This is a genomic window from Thalassotalea profundi (assembly GCF_014653195.1).
Lineage (GTDB): Bacteria > Pseudomonadota > Gammaproteobacteria > Enterobacterales > Alteromonadaceae > Thalassotalea_B > Thalassotalea_B profundi.
The window spans coordinates 88,928-104,687 of sequence record NZ_BNAH01000007.1 but is presented as its reverse complement, the minus strand read 5'-3'; the positions used below and the strand labels follow the sequence as shown (position 1 = coordinate 104,687).

The 15,760-nt window shown below is 36.5% G+C and carries 13 protein-coding genes; 7 read left to right on the top strand and 6 right to left on the bottom strand.

Annotation, left to right across the window (positions count from 1 at the left end; translation table 11 throughout):
- Nucleotides 1–24 precede the first annotated feature (24 nt).
- The 6 genes from IE155_RS10275 to IE155_RS10250 form a co-directional block, all read right to left on the bottom strand.
- Entirely contained in the window at nt 25–957 is a 933-nt protein-coding gene (locus IE155_RS10275; protein WP_229817210.1) for an NAD(P)H-dependent flavin oxidoreductase, read from the bottom strand.
- A 131-nt stretch (nt 958–1,088) separates the two neighbouring features.
- Nucleotides 1,089–2,639, bottom strand: coding sequence for a tannase/feruloyl esterase family alpha/beta hydrolase (locus tag IE155_RS10270; protein WP_189378169.1), 1,551 nt, complete (start codon nt 2,637–2,639; stop codon nt 1,089–1,091).
- Nucleotides 2,640–2,680: 41 nt separating this feature from the next.
- On the bottom strand, nt 2,681–3,901 hold the full coding sequence (locus IE155_RS10265; RefSeq protein WP_189378168.1) for a thiolase family protein: 1,221 nt from the start codon (nt 3,899–3,901) through the stop codon (nt 2,681–2,683).
- Between the two features lie 2 nt (nt 3,902–3,903).
- Nucleotides 3,904–5,607 (bottom strand): phenylacetic acid degradation protein PaaN, encoded by a 1,704-nt coding sequence (paaN, locus tag IE155_RS10260; protein WP_189378167.1) that lies wholly within the window; start codon nt 5,605–5,607, stop codon nt 3,904–3,906.
- Nucleotides 5,608–5,610: 3 nt separating this feature from the next.
- Nucleotides 5,611–6,756 (bottom strand): acetyl-CoA C-acyltransferase, encoded by a 1,146-nt coding sequence (locus IE155_RS10255; RefSeq protein WP_189378166.1) that lies wholly within the window; start codon nt 6,754–6,756, stop codon nt 5,611–5,613.
- A gap of 266 nt (nt 6,757–7,022) precedes the next feature.
- On the bottom strand, nt 7,023–7,931 hold the full coding sequence (locus IE155_RS10250) for a LysR family transcriptional regulator (RefSeq protein ID WP_189378165.1): 909 nt from the start codon (nt 7,929–7,931) through the stop codon (nt 7,023–7,025).
- A 116-nt stretch (nt 7,932–8,047) separates the two neighbouring features.
- On the opposite strand from IE155_RS10250, the gene IE155_RS10245 reads away from it, so the two are divergent.
- From IE155_RS10245 to IE155_RS10215, 7 genes are all read left to right on the top strand, one after another.
- Complete coding sequence (locus IE155_RS10245) at nt 8,048–9,280, top strand: acyl-CoA dehydrogenase family protein (protein ID WP_189378164.1); 1,233 nt, start codon at nt 8,048–8,050, stop codon at nt 9,278–9,280.
- Nucleotides 9,281–9,284: 4 nt separating this feature from the next.
- On the top strand, nt 9,285–10,310 hold the full coding sequence (locus tag IE155_RS10240) for a phosphotransferase (RefSeq protein ID WP_189378163.1): 1,026 nt from the start codon (nt 9,285–9,287) through the stop codon (nt 10,308–10,310).
- A gap of 20 nt (nt 10,311–10,330) precedes the next feature.
- Nucleotides 10,331–11,137 (top strand): SDR family NAD(P)-dependent oxidoreductase, encoded by an 807-nt coding sequence (locus tag IE155_RS10235; RefSeq protein WP_189378162.1) that lies wholly within the window; start codon nt 10,331–10,333, stop codon nt 11,135–11,137.
- A 114-nt stretch (nt 11,138–11,251) separates the two neighbouring features.
- Nucleotides 11,252–12,946 carry a class I adenylate-forming enzyme family protein gene (locus IE155_RS10230; RefSeq protein WP_189378161.1) on the top strand — a complete coding sequence of 565 codons (1,695 nt, stop codon included), beginning with the start codon at nt 11,252–11,254 and terminating at the stop codon, nt 12,944–12,946.
- Nucleotide 12,947: 1 nt separating this feature from the next.
- Nucleotides 12,948–13,547, top strand: a complete 600-nt coding sequence (locus tag IE155_RS10225) for a 2-hydroxychromene-2-carboxylate isomerase (RefSeq protein ID WP_189378160.1) — start codon at nt 12,948–12,950, stop codon at nt 13,545–13,547.
- Between the two features lie 54 nt (nt 13,548–13,601).
- Complete coding sequence (locus IE155_RS10220) at nt 13,602–14,837, top strand: acetyl-CoA acetyltransferase (RefSeq protein WP_189378159.1); 1,236 nt, start codon at nt 13,602–13,604, stop codon at nt 14,835–14,837.
- Between the two features lie 146 nt (nt 14,838–14,983).
- On the top strand, nt 14,984–15,439 hold the full coding sequence (locus IE155_RS10215; RefSeq protein ID WP_189378158.1) for a PaaI family thioesterase: 456 nt from the start codon (nt 14,984–14,986) through the stop codon (nt 15,437–15,439).
- The last annotated feature ends 321 nt before the right edge of the window (nt 15,440–15,760 follow it).

Genomic DNA, 15,760 nt, shown 5'->3' with positions numbered 1-15,760 from the left:
CCTAGTTTTTTTAAGAAACGTAAATCATTTAGTCGTCACCTTTTTAAAGCGATCTATCGCTGTAAAGTATTCCTGTTCTAACTCATCGACGATATTGGCTACGGATTCAATTTTTTTACTTCGTCCTAAACCTTGTCCCGCAGCCCAAATATCCTTCCATCGTTTATTACTAGAAGTGCTTGAATAATTTCTGTCGCCTGATTTATTTAAATTCTCAGGATCTAATCCAGCCTTTATTAAACTCGGCTTCAACCATGAAGCTTTTGTACCGGTTATTGCATCTGAGATAAGCAAGTCTTCAGAATTAGATGCTACAACCATTTCTTTATATTCTTGTTCAGCCATACTTTCTTTTGCAGGTAAAAAACGTGTGCCCATGTAGATATAATCAGCACCTGCGGCTATAGCCCCCGCAACAGCCGCTCCATCTGAAATACCACCACCAACAGCAATATAGCCATCAAAGAATTCGCGTACCGCAGAAATAAATGCAAATGGCGAAAGTTGACCTGTATGACCTCCTGCACCTGAACTAATACACGCTAGGCCGTCAACACCTGCTTCAGCTGCTTTTTTAGCAAGTTTAAGATCAACAACATCAGCAAATACTAACCCACCATACGCTTTAACTGTTTCCATAACCGGTTTAGGCGATCCTAGTGCTGTTATAACAACAGCTGGTTTATATTTAGCGACAAGTTTTAAATCCTCCTCTAACCTTGTATACGTAGAATGAGTGATTAAATTCATAATCCATGGCGCATCATCTGGTGCTAATGATGATGATATTTGTTGCATCCATTGCTCAAGTTCTTCAATTGTTCGAGCATTAGTCGCAGGAAAAGATCCAGAAATTCCAGATTTGCATGCAGCAATGACAAGCTCAGGGCCGGATACTAAAAACATTGGTGCGCAAAATACGGGTAATCTTAGTTTTAATGGATTAATTTCTTTCATAATTATATGCCTTTTGTTAATTTCTATTTATCTTTAAAAATATCTCGTAAAGAATTTAGCGTTAAGCCGATTACGATAAATAAAACTCTAATTCACTGAATTTATGCTTAATAATTGAATATTTGGTTATTTCACTTACACATGTAACTTTCAGCTTTATCGGGATCTTCTCCACTTTTATATTCAGCAACTTGAGGATAAGCACATATAGGTCTTGAACGGATTACATTACCTTCGTCATCATGTTGTTCAGCAACAAAAGACTCAGGTGATTCGTTTTTTTCAACCCAACGTTCCAAAATTTTTAAAGGGTCAAATTGATCAGGTGCCTCAGATGGGCGTTCCCAACAATGCCCCCAACCAGGTAACATAAATAAACGTGCATTTTCTTTTAACTTTTCCAAGCCTCCAGCGTGTTCAACAGCCTTATCATAGTAGTTAATTACTGGGGTTGGGATAACTAATGGATCAGACCAACCTTGATATATCATTAATTTTGCATTGGAATTTTTTAATCCTGATAAGTTGGTATCTAAAGCATCACTCAACGCAGGGATTGATGAACGTTTTATCCAATCAAGCATTGTATTAGTACTAATTGAGTATGGAGTTTCTTTACCGAAAAGGTCATTTGATAATAACTGTCGATAACCTTGAGATGCACGTACCCCCCAACCTGGCATTTTACTAGTACCAAAAAGCCAAATATCAGAGTAGTGTTCAGACCCTAAACTAAGTGATGGGGAAACTATTTCACCAGAATCATCACGTACACCGTCATACAATGAATTTAACATTTCAGATTGCACTTTTGTTAAGCAAGTTTCTGGATTCTCATCAGGACCACATTGAAATTGACTGAAATTCACATTACATTGTCGAGGATCATCTATTATACCGTCTTTCAAACCATCAATAGCATCACACTTGGCCATAACTTCTTTTTTTATCAAGACCACTTTATTTTTTGGGAGAATTGGAGTTTCCTCTGCTCCTGTTTGACTTATCATCCAGTTTCCCCATAAGCCGGCGGTACTGCGAAGGTCTAAAATAGCACCGCCAGCAGCAATACCATCAAATAAATCAGGATATCGCTGAGCTGCAATTAAACCTAGTCTTCCACCATTAGAACAACCAGAAAAATATTTATAATTGGCTTGTTTTTTATACATAGATTTAACGAGTGTATTACCGACTTTACTTACTACTGGTAACACCTTATGTGCCCAAAGTTCAAAAGCTTCTGGATCTTGATATGCCCATTCCGTTTCCCAACTTTTAGCTTGGTGGCCAGAGTCATGACTAATAGCAGCATAGCCACGCTTTAGAGCTTCATTGATGGTGTTTGAATAACCAGGTTTATCAGGTAAAAGGCCCCCACAAAAGCCTCCACATCCAGCCATCATAAAACGACCATTCCAATCCTTTGGTAAACGCATTTCAAATCGGATACGTTTATCAATTAAGCCTTTTACTTTGCAATAACGAGGTAATTCTTTTGTATCCTGCCAGGACGGAGTCTCCTCAAATGTAACATTGTTAGGCGCTGAAATGTGATTACAATGATCTCCTACATTTACATTGTTTTTTGAATATCCCTCTGAAATTGCAGTTGCGCTATATGTCCCTATTATCAGCGAAAATATAACGCTAACAAATAATATCTTATGATCGATAATCATCTAAAATCCCCTATCTCATTTTTATAATTTTATTTTTATGATTAAACTTTTTCTAATATTGCAACCGTAGTCACCCCTTCTTCTACTCCTAAAAATCCACCGCCGTTTTCTGCTATTCCAATACGAGCACCATCAACTTGCCTTGTTCCAGCTTCGCCTCTTAGCTGCGTTGTTAACTCATACATCTGTGCAATACCAGTTGCTCCTACTGGATGTCCTTTAGAAAGTAGTCCACCTGAAGGGTTAACAGGCGAGCGACCACCAATTCTAAAATCTCCATTTCGTAGACTTTCGCCTACTTCGCCTTGTTTACATAACCCTAAGTTTTCAATTTGTACTATTGTGGAAAATGCAGTGGCATCATGAACTTCTACTACATCAATATCTGTCGAATTAATACCAGATTCTTCGTAAGCTACTGATGCAGCTCTTCGACTAATATGGTTTTGAAAATCAAACTTATCTCGGGTAATCGTGCTCAACAATGCTATCGAACAAATTCGAACTGCTCTGGATTTTCCAATACGTTTAAGCGCATTTTCACTACAAAGTATTAAAGAGGCAGAACCGTCACTTACAGGAGCACACATTGCACGAGTAAAGGGAGAAACGATCAATTTATCAGCAAGCACTTCTTCTACATTAAATGGGGTTCTATATTGAGCGTTAGGATTATGTTGCCCATGAGTATGGGTATTGGCTGCAATTCGAGCAAAATCTTCTTGGGTGGTACCAAAACGGTCCATATGAACTCGTGCTTGTGCCGCATATAAATCCATGAATAAACTTCGATTAGGGCCAGGTTTTTCACCACCAATAGACACAATATAATCAAGTACACTTTCTTGATCATGAATGTCAGTACCACCAGCAAAAGCTGCTGCAACTTTTTCAGGTCGGTCTTTGTAGACCATTTTTTCTGAACCAACAACTAAAGCAATATCGACCATTCCTGCTTTTATTGCGGTCATAGCTTGATGTACTGCGGTAGAACCCGATGCACAAGCATTTTCAACATTTATTATAGGAATACCTTCAATGCCGGCAGCTTTTAATGCAATTTGACCTCGTATTGTATTTTGTCCTTCTAACATCTGTTGTCTAGTATTAGAAAACCATGCAGCTTGCACCGCTTCTTTTTCTATTCTTGCATCTTTCAATGCAGAGTTAACAGATTGTGTAGTAAGAGTTTTGACAGTATCGTTCAATCTCTTACCAAAAGGTGTCATTGATGCGCCCACTATATATACATTGTTGCTCATAGTTAGGACTCCTTAATCGGTCGACGTCGTTGTGCAATACGAAACCGCGATGCGACAAAAGATAAATCAGCTAAGCACGCATTACCTGCTGGATTTAATCCTGTAACATGATAATCACTATAAGCTGCTGCGAAATTTATCCACATAGCACCTGTGAGATTAATGGTTAAATTAGCGCCAACTTGAGCATAAACATCGACCCATCGTTCAATAAAATATTCATTCGTTGAGTACATATAACATGAAATGGTACCCTTGGTTTTTGCCAACTCTGTCGCATCCTCAGCTGCGGAATCACCACTTTCAGCAGCAACAATAAACAACACAGGGCCAAATCGTTCCTCTGAATACATTTCTTTATGCTCATGGTTTACAGCGATAACTAAAGGTGTAAGTGTTCGTGCATTAGGAAAGTCAGGATGCTTGTAAGGAGATGATTTTCTTAAAATAGATAAACCTTCACATATTGCCATATCAGTCGCAGCTGCAACAACATCTAAACTTACTTTACCTTGAATTGCCCCCATAACTCCTGAAGCTATTTTAGGATCTTCAGCAATAGCGTCTATTTCACTTACAATAGTTTCGGCAACCTCATCAAAACTTACGTGCCCCTCCGCAGTATTAATTCCCTCTTTGGGTACATAAACCACTTGAGGACTTGTACACATTTGAGCAGAAAACAGACATGTGGCCCGTGCTATAGCACGCATGGAATCAGTTAAATTATCCACAGACTCAACAACTACACTATTAACACCAGCAGTTTCTGTATATAGTAATTTTTTCGTAATAGTGCTTTCTAGATAACTCCCATATCGTGGACTACCTGTAAAATCAATAATCTGTACGTCAGGGTGTTCAATGTATTTCCCAGCAATAGGTTCAGCTAAAGTATCAACAGATAATGTGACAAGATTTGGATCGAAGCCGTACTCAGTTAATATTGTTCTACAAGTATCAACTACAATAGCCATTGGTAAAATTGCAATCGGATGGGGCTTAATTACAACAGAGTTACCCGTAGATAAACTTGCAAAAATAGCTGGATAAGCATTCCAGGTAGGAAAAGATGCACAACAAATAACTAAAGCAACGCCACGAGGCACCAGTGTATATGTCTTTTCTAAATTAACTTGCTCTCGACCAAAACTTCTTTGATATTGAGCTTCTGGGGTAACATTATCCATTGCAATAGCGGCATAAGCGAGAGCTTCGATACCCCTATCAAGTGCATTAGGCCCTGATCCGCTAAATGCCTGTGTATAACTTTGTCCAGTGACATGCATCACTGAATGCGCCATTTCAAAATTTCTTTCATACATACGATCAGCTATTTCTAAACAAAGTGAGGTCCTTAATTCAGGTGAAGCTTTAGCCCACTCTTTCATATTTTTTTTAGCCGAAAAAACAATACTTTCAGGGTCACATAATGGATAAGTAATACCTATAGGTTTTTGAGTAAAGGGAGAAATCTCTTCACCTACCCATTCAATGATACCTGGCAAATCCATATTAAATGGTTTGTTTAAATGAGCTTCAAATGCTGATTTACCCGCAACAGGTTTTTCCGGCCCATGGATTTTTGTTGATGGGGAATCTTTATATGGGCTCCAATTTTTACGTGTTTTTACTGCATCAATTGCTTCCTCAAGTGTAGACTTGTGTTTAACAATAAGAGCTGTATGTTTATTATCTATAATCATATTTTATCCTATTCGTTCAACGATCATTGCACTACCAGTTCCCGAAGCTCCAGCGGAAACTACTAAACCATATCGGCCCTTTGCTACATCCAAAGTATCTAACAATGTAGATAATAAAATGGCTCCTGAAGCCCCTAACGGGTGTCCCTTTGCCAAATGTCCCCCTGCAACATTAACTTTCTCAGGGGATACATCGTAATTTTTCATAAATAAAGCAATGCTTACTGCAAATGCTTCCATAAATTCAATACGATCCATATCATCTAGTGATAATCCTGACAGCTCAAAAACACGCTCCATTGCGGCAAAACTTGCAGTTAGTGATTCTGTAGGATCACCTCCTACTTCTACAGAAGCAATAATTCGAGCTCTAGGTTCATAATTAAAGGCATCTTTAGTACCAATTAGTGCCAACCCAGCCCCATCAGACATACCTGGAGCGTGTGCAATAGTATGACGATGATCAATATCTCGGCCGAGAATTTCACTATAATATTTAGCAGCTCCAGCAAAAGCTGGTTCAAGCGCAGCTAGTGACTCCTCAGTGCCCACACGAAGACATTCTTCATGGTCAAGACCATTTACTGAAATACGAGATGCTAATAATTTTGTGCCTTCAGCGGCTTGAGTAAGTTGTTGCGATTTGAGGGCTAACTGATCTAATTCTTCTCGGGAAATACCTTTATTTTCGGCTAAACGATCTGCAGCAAGCGCTACAAGTAAATATCGACTACGTAAAGGAAATGTTGTATCTGTGTAAAAATCAGCTTTATCTTCCATAAATGGGACTCTTGACATCATTTCAACACCACCAGCTAATACTGATTTTGCTTGACCTGAAGCAATCATGCCTGCCGCTTGAGAAATAGCAGTTAAACCAGATACGCAAAGGTTATTAATAGTAAAAGCAGCTGTTGAATCGGGTAGTTCTGAGCGAAATTTAGAAACTAAAGCAATATTGCCGCCTTGTGCCCCTACTTGCCCCACAACACCTAAAATCAACGCCTCTGGGTTTAAATTAATGTTATTACGTTTCTTTAAAGCTTCAACAAGACTCGAAATCAATTCATCTGGCTTCATAGTAGCTAAAGCACCACCTTCCTTTCCTTTCCCACGCGGTGTTCGCACCGCATCATAGATATATGACATATTATTCTCCTGTTCCCCCAAAGTTTTAGGAATTACTATTACCTAATTAGGCTAGAAAATATGATTACACATATAGGTATGGTTATGCAAGCTTATTTGCTTTAGCTTTTTAAATAATTAAACTTACAACAAAAATCATAGAAAAGCATAGAAAAGCATAGGTATTATTAGGCAAGCTACTGAGTTGAATACTAGAATATAACTTAGTAGTAGAGATACAAATATAAGAAACAGTTTAAGTTATTTAAATTTTATATAATTAAATGCTAATAATTTGAAATAAAGATATCATTTATAACATTTTTGATTTTCTCTCTCATCCAAATATTAGCAGGATCTTCAGTAGCACTTCGATGCCAATATAAATTCCAAGGCATGGGCTCTACCTTAAATGGCAATTCGAAAAATGTTAGACCTTTAGCTTCCGCAAAAATTTTAGGGACCGTCCAAACTAAATCGGTTCCATGAATGATTTGTGCTGCGACTTGATAGTTTTGAACTCTCATTTTTATATTACGTAAATATCCAAGTGCTTGTAAGGCAATGTCCATTTGACCTTTTCCACCTCGACGGCTCGATACATGAAGATGTTCAGCCCTTAAGTAATCTTCAAAAGTTATTTGCTTAGATACTAATGGATGATTTGATCGCATAGCTAAAACATATGTGAGCTTACCTAGTGACAATTGGTGCAATTCTTCAACATTATAACTTGCAGCATCAATTAACAAATCAAGCGCTCCTGACTTTAAGTCTTGAGTCGCTTTTTTTCGATCAAGGTAATAACAAGTTAAAAAAGTATTAGGAGCTTCGCATTGAATAATTTTCATCAAACTAGGTAGTGTTAATGATTCAGTTAAATCATTCATACCTAATTTAAACGTTTTATTCGATGATATAGCCTCAAATTCCGTGCTTGAGCCAACACTGTCTCCTAGTAAAGTTAAAGCTTTTCTTACATCAGCGATAATATTATCTGCAATAGGCGTTGGTATCATTCCTTTAGGTGATCGAATAAAAAGTTTGTCATTAAATGTTTGGCGTAAACGACTTAGAGCATTGCTAACTGCCGGTTGAGTTAAGTTCAATAAAGCGGCTACTTTAGAAATGTTTTTTTCACGGTATATAGCTTCAAAAATAATAAATAAATTCAGATCTACACGGTTTAATCTCATATATTTTTACCTTTCATAAATATTGATTTAATCAATATAGTACTATAAACAAAATAAATTTGAATGATTTAATTTTCTAGTTATAGTCTTATTATCTTAATTATTAAGGCAAAAATATGTTCGAATTCAGTGAAAAGTCTCAAAAATTACAAAATAAATTACTTCAGTTTATGGATGAATATATTTATCCAAATGAGACTATTTACAAGGCTCAATTAAATGCAGCTAAAAACCCTTTTGCCACTACGCCTTTAATCAAGGAACTAAAGCAAAAAGCTAAAAATACTGGCCTTTGGAATTTATTTATACCTGAAGAACACTCGGCATATTCTCCACATGGCGGATTGACGTTTACAGATTATGCTCCACTAGCTGAAATTATGGGTCGAGTAATATGGTGTTCAGAAGTATTTAATTGTAATGCTCCAGATACTGGCAATATGGAAGTATTCATGAATTTTGCCACTAAAAAGCAACAAGAAAAATGGTTAAATCCTCTGTTAAATGGTGAGATCCATTCATCATACGCAATGACAGAACCTAACGTTGCTTCAAGTGATGCAACCAATATTGAGTTAAGTATAGAAAAAGATGCTGATGAATGGGTCCTTAATGGCCATAAATGGTTTATAACTGGCGCTCAACACGAAGACTGTAAAATATTTATTGTGATGGGAAAATCAGATGCAAATAATCCGAATCGTCATAAGCAACAAACACAAATACTTGTTCCAAAAGATACCCCTGGATTAAAAATAATGCGCTCATTAACTACACTCGGATATGACGATGCTCCATTAGGTCATGCAGAAGTATTATTTGAGAATGTAAGAGTACCACTAGAAAATGTTTTATTGGGTGAAGGTAGAGGGTTTGAAATAGCTCAAGGTAGATTAGCCCCGGGGAGAATGCACCATTGTATGAGATTAGTTGGTGCAGCTCAAAGATCATTAGAAATAACGTGCCAAAGAGCTTCAACGCGGGCTACATTTGGCCGCCCATTAAGTAAGCACCAATCCGTTAGGGAAGATATTTCCAAAAGCTTTTCAGAGATAGAAATGGCTCGTTTATTAGTATTAAAAACTTGTTATAGCATTGATAACTATGGAATAAAGGAATCTATCAACCACATTACCGCAACAAAAACAACTATCCCAGCTTTAGTTCAAAATGTTATAGATAAATGTATACAGATTCATGGTGCAGGCGGTTTAACTGAAGATTATTGCCTTGCGGAAGCATTTAACTACGCACGTTATTGCCGTATAGCTGATGGGCCCGATCAAGTACATCAAATGTCACTTGGGAAAAAAATAATTGATAAATATTCATCAATTCAACAAGGTTAATTGTATGACATTACAACAAAATCTAAAGCTAGATGACGTTTCATTAGCTAATTATTTAGAAAAACAAATTTTAGGGTTTAAAGGTCCTTTAACTTCTAATAAGTTTTCTGATGGTCAGTCAAACCCTACTTATCTGATAACTGCAGCAAGTGGTAAATATGTATTACGTCGAAAACCACCTGGAGACTTATTAAAATCGGCTCATGCCGTCGATCGAGAATTTAAAGTAATTTCTGCGCTATACAAAACAAATGTGCCTGTCGCTAAAGCCTACCACTTATGTGAAGATGAATCTGTAATAGGCAGTATGTTTTATATTATGGAATTTGTTGATGCTCGAATATTTTGGGATCCAACACTGCCCAAATTAAACAACTTACAAAGAAACGCTGTTTATGATGAGATGAATCGTGTCTTAACAGCATTACATAGTGTCGATATTGATTCTGTTGGTTTAAGTGATTACGGTCGTCCAGGTAACTATTTTCAACGACAAGTAAGCCGTTGGAGTAAACAATATAGAGACTCAGAAACAGAGACCATACCTGAAATGGATGCATTAATCTCATGGTTACCTAAAAACTTACCTGTAGATGATGGTAGAGTCACCATTAGCCATGGTGACTTTCGTCTTGATAATATGCTATTTGCAAAAGACTCTGAAAAGGTACTTGCATTGGTAGATTGGGAACTTTCAACCTTAGGTCACCCTTTTGCAGATTTAGCTTATCAGTGTATGCAACTAAGAATGCAACATGGGGGCCTATTATCTGGTTTAGGAGGAATAAATAGAATTGAACTTGGTATACCTACAGAAGAAGAGTACGTAGCAAAATATTGTCAACGTATGGGTATCGACAATATCCCTCATTGGAATTTCTACTTGGCATTCAGTTTTTTCCGTCTTGCCTCTATCTTACAAGGCGTAAAAAAGAGATCTTTGATTGGAAATTCATCAAATAAAAATGCTCAACAAATGGCAGAACAAATCAAGCCTCTCGTTAAATTAGCAATAAAATTAATAGAATAGAGCATCTAGGAGCAAACTTAATGACGCATAAAAATGATTCAACAAAAATAAATACTTCAGGTATTAATAGCGATTCGATGTTAAATAAAGTCGTTTTAGTTACAGGTGCATCCAGTGGTTTGGGGGCTCATTTCGCCACAGTTTTAGCTAAATCTGGGGCAAAAGTCATTGTTGGTGCACGTAGAATTGAAAAATTACAAAACATAGTTGACGCTATAAATAATGATGGCGGTCAAGCTACTGCCATTGAACTTGATGTTACACAGCCAAACAGTGTGAGTCATGCGATGACATCAGCTTTACGTATTTATGGTCCTATTGATTGCTTGATTAACAATGCGGGCGTTGCAGAATCGAAACGTTTTGTGAATCTAACAGAAGATGACTGGCAGTATATATTAAATACAAATCTAACAGGGGCATGGCGGGTGGCTAAAGCTGTAACCTCTCAAATGCTTGAATACAACATCAAAGGAAACGTCGTTAATATTGCTTCAATTCTTGGTTTAAGAGTGGGATTTGGTGATAGCTGTTATGCGATATCGAAAGCTGGTGTTGTTCAAATGACTAAAGCAATGGCCTTAGAGTTTGCAAGTAAGCAAATTAGGGTAAATGCGTTATGTCCTGGTTATTTTAAAACAGAAATGAATGAAGACTATTTCAAAAGCGAAAAAGGAAAATCATACATCGAACAAACACCAGCAAAACGTATTGGCCAATTAGATGAATTAACAGGCCCATTGATGCTTCTCTGTAGTGATGCAGGCTCATTCATCAATGGTGTTGCATTACCCGTAGATGGCGGGCATATGGTGAGCTCACTTTAAAAAATCATTAAAAATAAGAATCATTTTTCTAAAAATGACAACTAAAAAGTATTATGCCTAGAAACATAATCACTTATTTACATTAACTTTATTACATAAAAAGAAGATTATATTATGAAAACATCAAGTCAAGAACGGATAGAAAATCTAACATCTAAAGGCTGGTGGGGGTCAGATACTTTACACGGTTTATTAGCTAAAGCAGTTGATACTTCTCCAAATGTAATTGCGGTCGCTGATCAACCCAATAGACAAGAGTTAATGGGTGTAGAACCTATTCGTCTTGATTACGTTGGTTTAGATAAAGCATCAGATATTGTTGCTCAACAATTGCTCAATGAAGGTGTAAAAATAAATGATATTGTTATAGTTCAATTACCTAATATAGCAGAACTTGTGGTTACCTATTATGCCGCGAGTAAGATTGGCGTTATAATTTCACCTGTTCCAATACAATTTGCTCACCATGAACTTGCCGCTATAGGTGAGATTCTTGATTCAAATCTATTTATAACTACAAGTACGTTTAGAGAATATCAGTTAGCTGCCGAAGCCTTAACACTTGATGTAAATGTTTTTAGTTTTGGCCATAATGTGCCAGAGGGAGCTAAGCAGCTGTCAATTAGCGACAATGTAGATTGTTCAAATTTAAGAAAATATCAAAAACTAAACGATAGCCAAATTAATGATGCCAATAATATTATTACGATATGTTGGACTTCAGGTACCACAGGAAAACCCAAAGGGGTTCCTCGCTCCCATAATATGTGGCTAGCTACAACCCATGTTGAAATCGAAGCCTGCGATTATCAACGAGGTGATAATTTATTGAACCCATTCCCTTTAGTAAATATGGCTGCAATCGGGGGATTTTTATTTCCTTCTATATTAACAGCGAGTTCATTATTTTTACATCATCCTCTGGATCCAAAAGTTTATCTACAACAATTACAGGAAGAGAAAATCACTTTTACCATTGCCCCACCGCCTCTATTAAATCAATTAGCTAAGTCGGAAGATATGTGGAATCAATTTGATTTTAGTGCACTTCGTCGAATTGGCTCAGGCTCTGCTCCATTAGCTCCATGGATGGTTGATGTATTTTCAAAAAAATATGGTGTGGAAATTATTAATTTTTATGGTTCAAATGAAGGAATTTGTTTATTAGCAACAGCAGAAACTTCACCTGAAGCAAATCAACGTGCATCAATGTTCCCTCGTTTAGGTTGCGATAAAACACCATGGAGTGGTGGAGCTTTTGACTCAACTAAGACTAAAGTAATTGACCTGGAAACAGGAAAAGAAGTCAATAATTCAGGAGAGCATGGTGAATTACTAATTGCTGGCCCTACCATCTTTGATCATTATTTTTCAGGCATTGGTCAGCCACCTGTCGAGCCAGAATCATTCACAGAAGACGGATACTTTCGCACTGGTGATATCGTAGAAATATGTGGCGAACAAGCGTTTTTTTACAAGATAATTGGTCGTTGTAAAGACGTAATTAATCGCGGTGGAATGAAGATATCCCCTGTGGAAATAGATCTACTTTTAGAGTCTATGAATAACATTAAAGAAGTCGCAGTTTGTGCATATCCAGATGAAAGGTTAGGTGAAAAAATATGTGTTTGTCTAGTACCAAACAACGACACCCCTCCACCATCATTAGAGAACGTTATTGAACATCTAAATAAAGCTGGAATAGCAAAATTCAAATTACCGGAAAAACTAGAAATATTTGATGCTCTGCCCCGAAATGCAATGGGCAAAGTATTACGTTATCAATTACGAGATAAAGTGAGTAGTTAATATGATTGATGATAAAAACATTTATTTTTATTTCGATTTTTCATCTAGTTATTCGTATTTAGCACAATCACAAATAAATACTATAGAGAAGAAAACCGGTAAGAACATTGTATGGAGGCCTATACTTTTAGGCTTAATTTTTAAGCAACACGAACATGTTATGCCCGATAGTAATTCAGCTAAAATGAAATATCTTTTTCACGATATTAAAAGGTGTGCAAAAGAGTTAGGTATTAAATATGAAACACCAACAGTATTTCCATTTAATGCTATTGAAGCTATGCGTATATTTTATTTTATAAATAATAAAGATAACCATGATGCACAACAATTCGCTAAAAAAGTTTTTAAAGCTGCTTACACTCAGAATATTGATGTGAGTGAATCAAAATCATTAGCTAAAATTGTTAACGAAGCTGGTCTTGACTATTCATCAATAGTTAATTCACCAGCATATGAAGAAGCTAAAAACATGCTAAAAGAACAAACCAAGGTTGCAACTGATTTACAACTATTCGGTGCACCAACCTTTGTCTATAAAAATGAGTTATTTTGGGGAGCAGATCGTATTAACAATTTAATTAAACATATATCGATTTGATCAAAGTTAAGAAAAAGAATAATTCTCAAATAATATTTAATAATAGGATACCACATGCAACAGCAAGATAGAGTTTATATACTAGGTGGGGCACAAACCGATTTTTCACGTAATTGGGCAAGAGAAAACCTGGGTTTATATGATATGTTTCAAGAAGTATTAACAGAAGCAGTCAACACTGTAGGCATTGAACCAGAACAAATAGAAGTTGGACATGTGGGAAATTTTGTTGGCGAACTTTTTGCTAATCAGGGCTTGATTGGTGGATTTTTCGGACATGTTTATCCTGAACTTAATAATATACCAACTTCTCGACATGAGGCTGCGTGTGCATCAGGTTCCATGGCAGCTTTGGCAGCTATGACTGATATTAATGCAGGTAACTACGGCTTAGCGTGTGTAATTGGTTTAGAATTAATGCGTAATGTCCCTGGTCAGACAGGTGCAGAATATCTTGGAGCCGCGACTTGGTATGGCCGCGAAGCACAAGAATGTACATATCCTTGGCCTCATATGTTTGACCAATTAGCAATAGAATATGATCGTCGCTACGGTATGAATTACGATAGCTTAAAAACCATTGCTAAAATAAATTACGACAATGCCAGTGTTAATCCATTTGCTCAATCAAAAAACTGGAAATTTAATGAAAAAAATTACACAAACAATAATGAATATAACCCTGTAATTGAAGGAAAAATAAGAAAAATGGATTGCGGCCAAATTACAGATGGTGCTGCTTGCATTTTTCTTGCTAACAAAAAAATAGCAACAGCATATGCAAAAAAGAAAGGGATATCTATTAATGACATTCCATACATTAAAGGTTGGGGCCACCGTTCTGCTCCTTTATTATTTACTGAGAAATTACGTATAAGTAAAGAGCAACCTCTTATATTCCCTCATGCTAACCAAATGGTAAACGATGCATTGAATAGAGCTAATATGAAAAGCATATCAGAAATAGATGGCTTAGAAACTCACGATTGTTTTACAGTTACTGAATATATGGCGATAGATCACTGGGGGTTAACTCCCCCTGGCAAAAGTTGGCAAGCTATTGAAGAAGGTAGAATAACAAAAGGTGGTGACTTTCCAATTAACCCAAGTGGGGGACTAATTGGTTTAGGCCATCCTGTTGGAGCAACAGGAATTCGCATGATGCTAGATTGTTTTAAACAAGTTACTGGCCAAGCTGGCTCATGTCAAATTAACAATATTACTAACATGGCTACATTTAATGTAGGTGGTAGTGCCACAACATGTGCAAGTTTTATAATTGGGTTATAAGAAAAGATTCACGTTGAAAAATGGTACAATTTTAAATAAAGTATCAATTTTAAACAGCTTATTATATTTTTTGCTGAAAAAATAAACGCTATCCAATATACTCCAACCAAATTTTCCTAACGATATAGAAAATATTAAAGGATATTATGAGTAAAAAAGAAAATCCTGATACGTTAATGCACCTCAACGGGATAGAAAGGCTAAAACAGTTAGAATCGCAGAAACCTCAACATGGAATGGCTGAAAATTTAGCGTGTACAATTGCCTCTATTGAAGTAGGAAGAGTAGTCTACCATTATAAACTTTTACCCCGCCATATTAATCATATTGGCTCCCTACATGGAGGTATTGCAGCATCTTTAGTCGATTCAGCAATGGCGGCGGCCGCCTTAAGTACACTCCCCCCAAATGAATGGATTACAATGACGGATCTATCTATAAAATTTATCCGTGCAGCATCAACTTTAGATGAAATGTTAACAATAGAGGCAACCGTAGATCATGCAGGAAAACGTATGTTTTCCACTCAAGGTGTGATAACTGATAGCCAAGGAAGAATTTTAGGCCGAGCTATAGCTAATGCTATACGAATTAAAAAATGAAAAATTGTTAATTTTCATTTAAAAAATAGATTGGAAATACTTATTATTTATAAGAAAATGAGGCGTGTTAGTAATTTAAACTCCAAAGTTTCACAAGGCACATTGTCGTTAAGTAAATCCACTTCCTCAAATTGAATTGAGACTCATACATCTGGGTAATGACTTATTTTAATTCATTGTTGATTAGCTCACTATCTAAAGCGATAATCGAGTCTAATTGTTGCATTATCTATAATTTATACGACTAACCCGTCTTAGTCGGTTTCATTTATGCTAATGTAATAGCTTATACATTTTCTGTGGTAACTGTAGCTTATGACG

Excerpts from the sequence above, each read along its gene's own strand:
- IE155_RS10230 (WP_189378161.1), top strand. The coding sequence starts at position 11,252 with ATGAAAACATCAAGTCAAGAACGGATAGAAAATCTAACATCTAAAGGC.
- IE155_RS10245 (WP_189378164.1), top strand. The coding sequence starts at position 8,048 with ATGTTCGAATTCAGTGAAAAGTCTCAAAAATTACAAAATAAATTACTT.
- IE155_RS10235 (WP_189378162.1), top strand. The coding sequence starts at position 10,331 with ATGACGCATAAAAATGATTCAACAAAAATAAATACTTCAGGTATTAAT.
- IE155_RS10215 (WP_189378158.1), top strand. The coding sequence starts at position 14,984 with ATGAGTAAAAAAGAAAATCCTGATACGTTAATGCACCTCAACGGGATA.
- paaN (WP_189378167.1), bottom strand. The coding sequence starts at position 5,607 with ATGATTATAGATAATAAACATACAGCTCTTATTGTTAAACACAAGTCT.
- IE155_RS10220 (WP_189378159.1), top strand. The coding sequence starts at position 13,602 with ATGCAACAGCAAGATAGAGTTTATATACTAGGTGGGGCACAAACCGAT.
- IE155_RS10270 (WP_189378169.1), bottom strand. The coding sequence starts at position 2,639 with ATGATTATCGATCATAAGATATTATTTGTTAGCGTTATATTTTCGCTG.
- IE155_RS10255 (WP_189378166.1), bottom strand. The coding sequence starts at position 6,756 with ATGTCATATATCTATGATGCGGTGCGAACACCGCGTGGGAAAGGAAAG.
- IE155_RS10250 (WP_189378165.1), bottom strand. The coding sequence starts at position 7,931 with ATGAGATTAAACCGTGTAGATCTGAATTTATTTATTATTTTTGAAGCT.
- IE155_RS10265 (WP_189378168.1), bottom strand. The coding sequence starts at position 3,901 with ATGAGCAACAATGTATATATAGTGGGCGCATCAATGACACCTTTTGGT.
- IE155_RS10225 (WP_189378160.1), top strand. The coding sequence starts at position 12,948 with ATGATTGATGATAAAAACATTTATTTTTATTTCGATTTTTCATCTAGT.
- IE155_RS10275 (WP_229817210.1), bottom strand. The coding sequence starts at position 957 with ATGAAAGAAATTAATCCATTAAAACTAAGATTACCCGTATTTTGCGCA.
- IE155_RS10240 (WP_189378163.1), top strand. The coding sequence starts at position 9,285 with ATGACATTACAACAAAATCTAAAGCTAGATGACGTTTCATTAGCTAAT.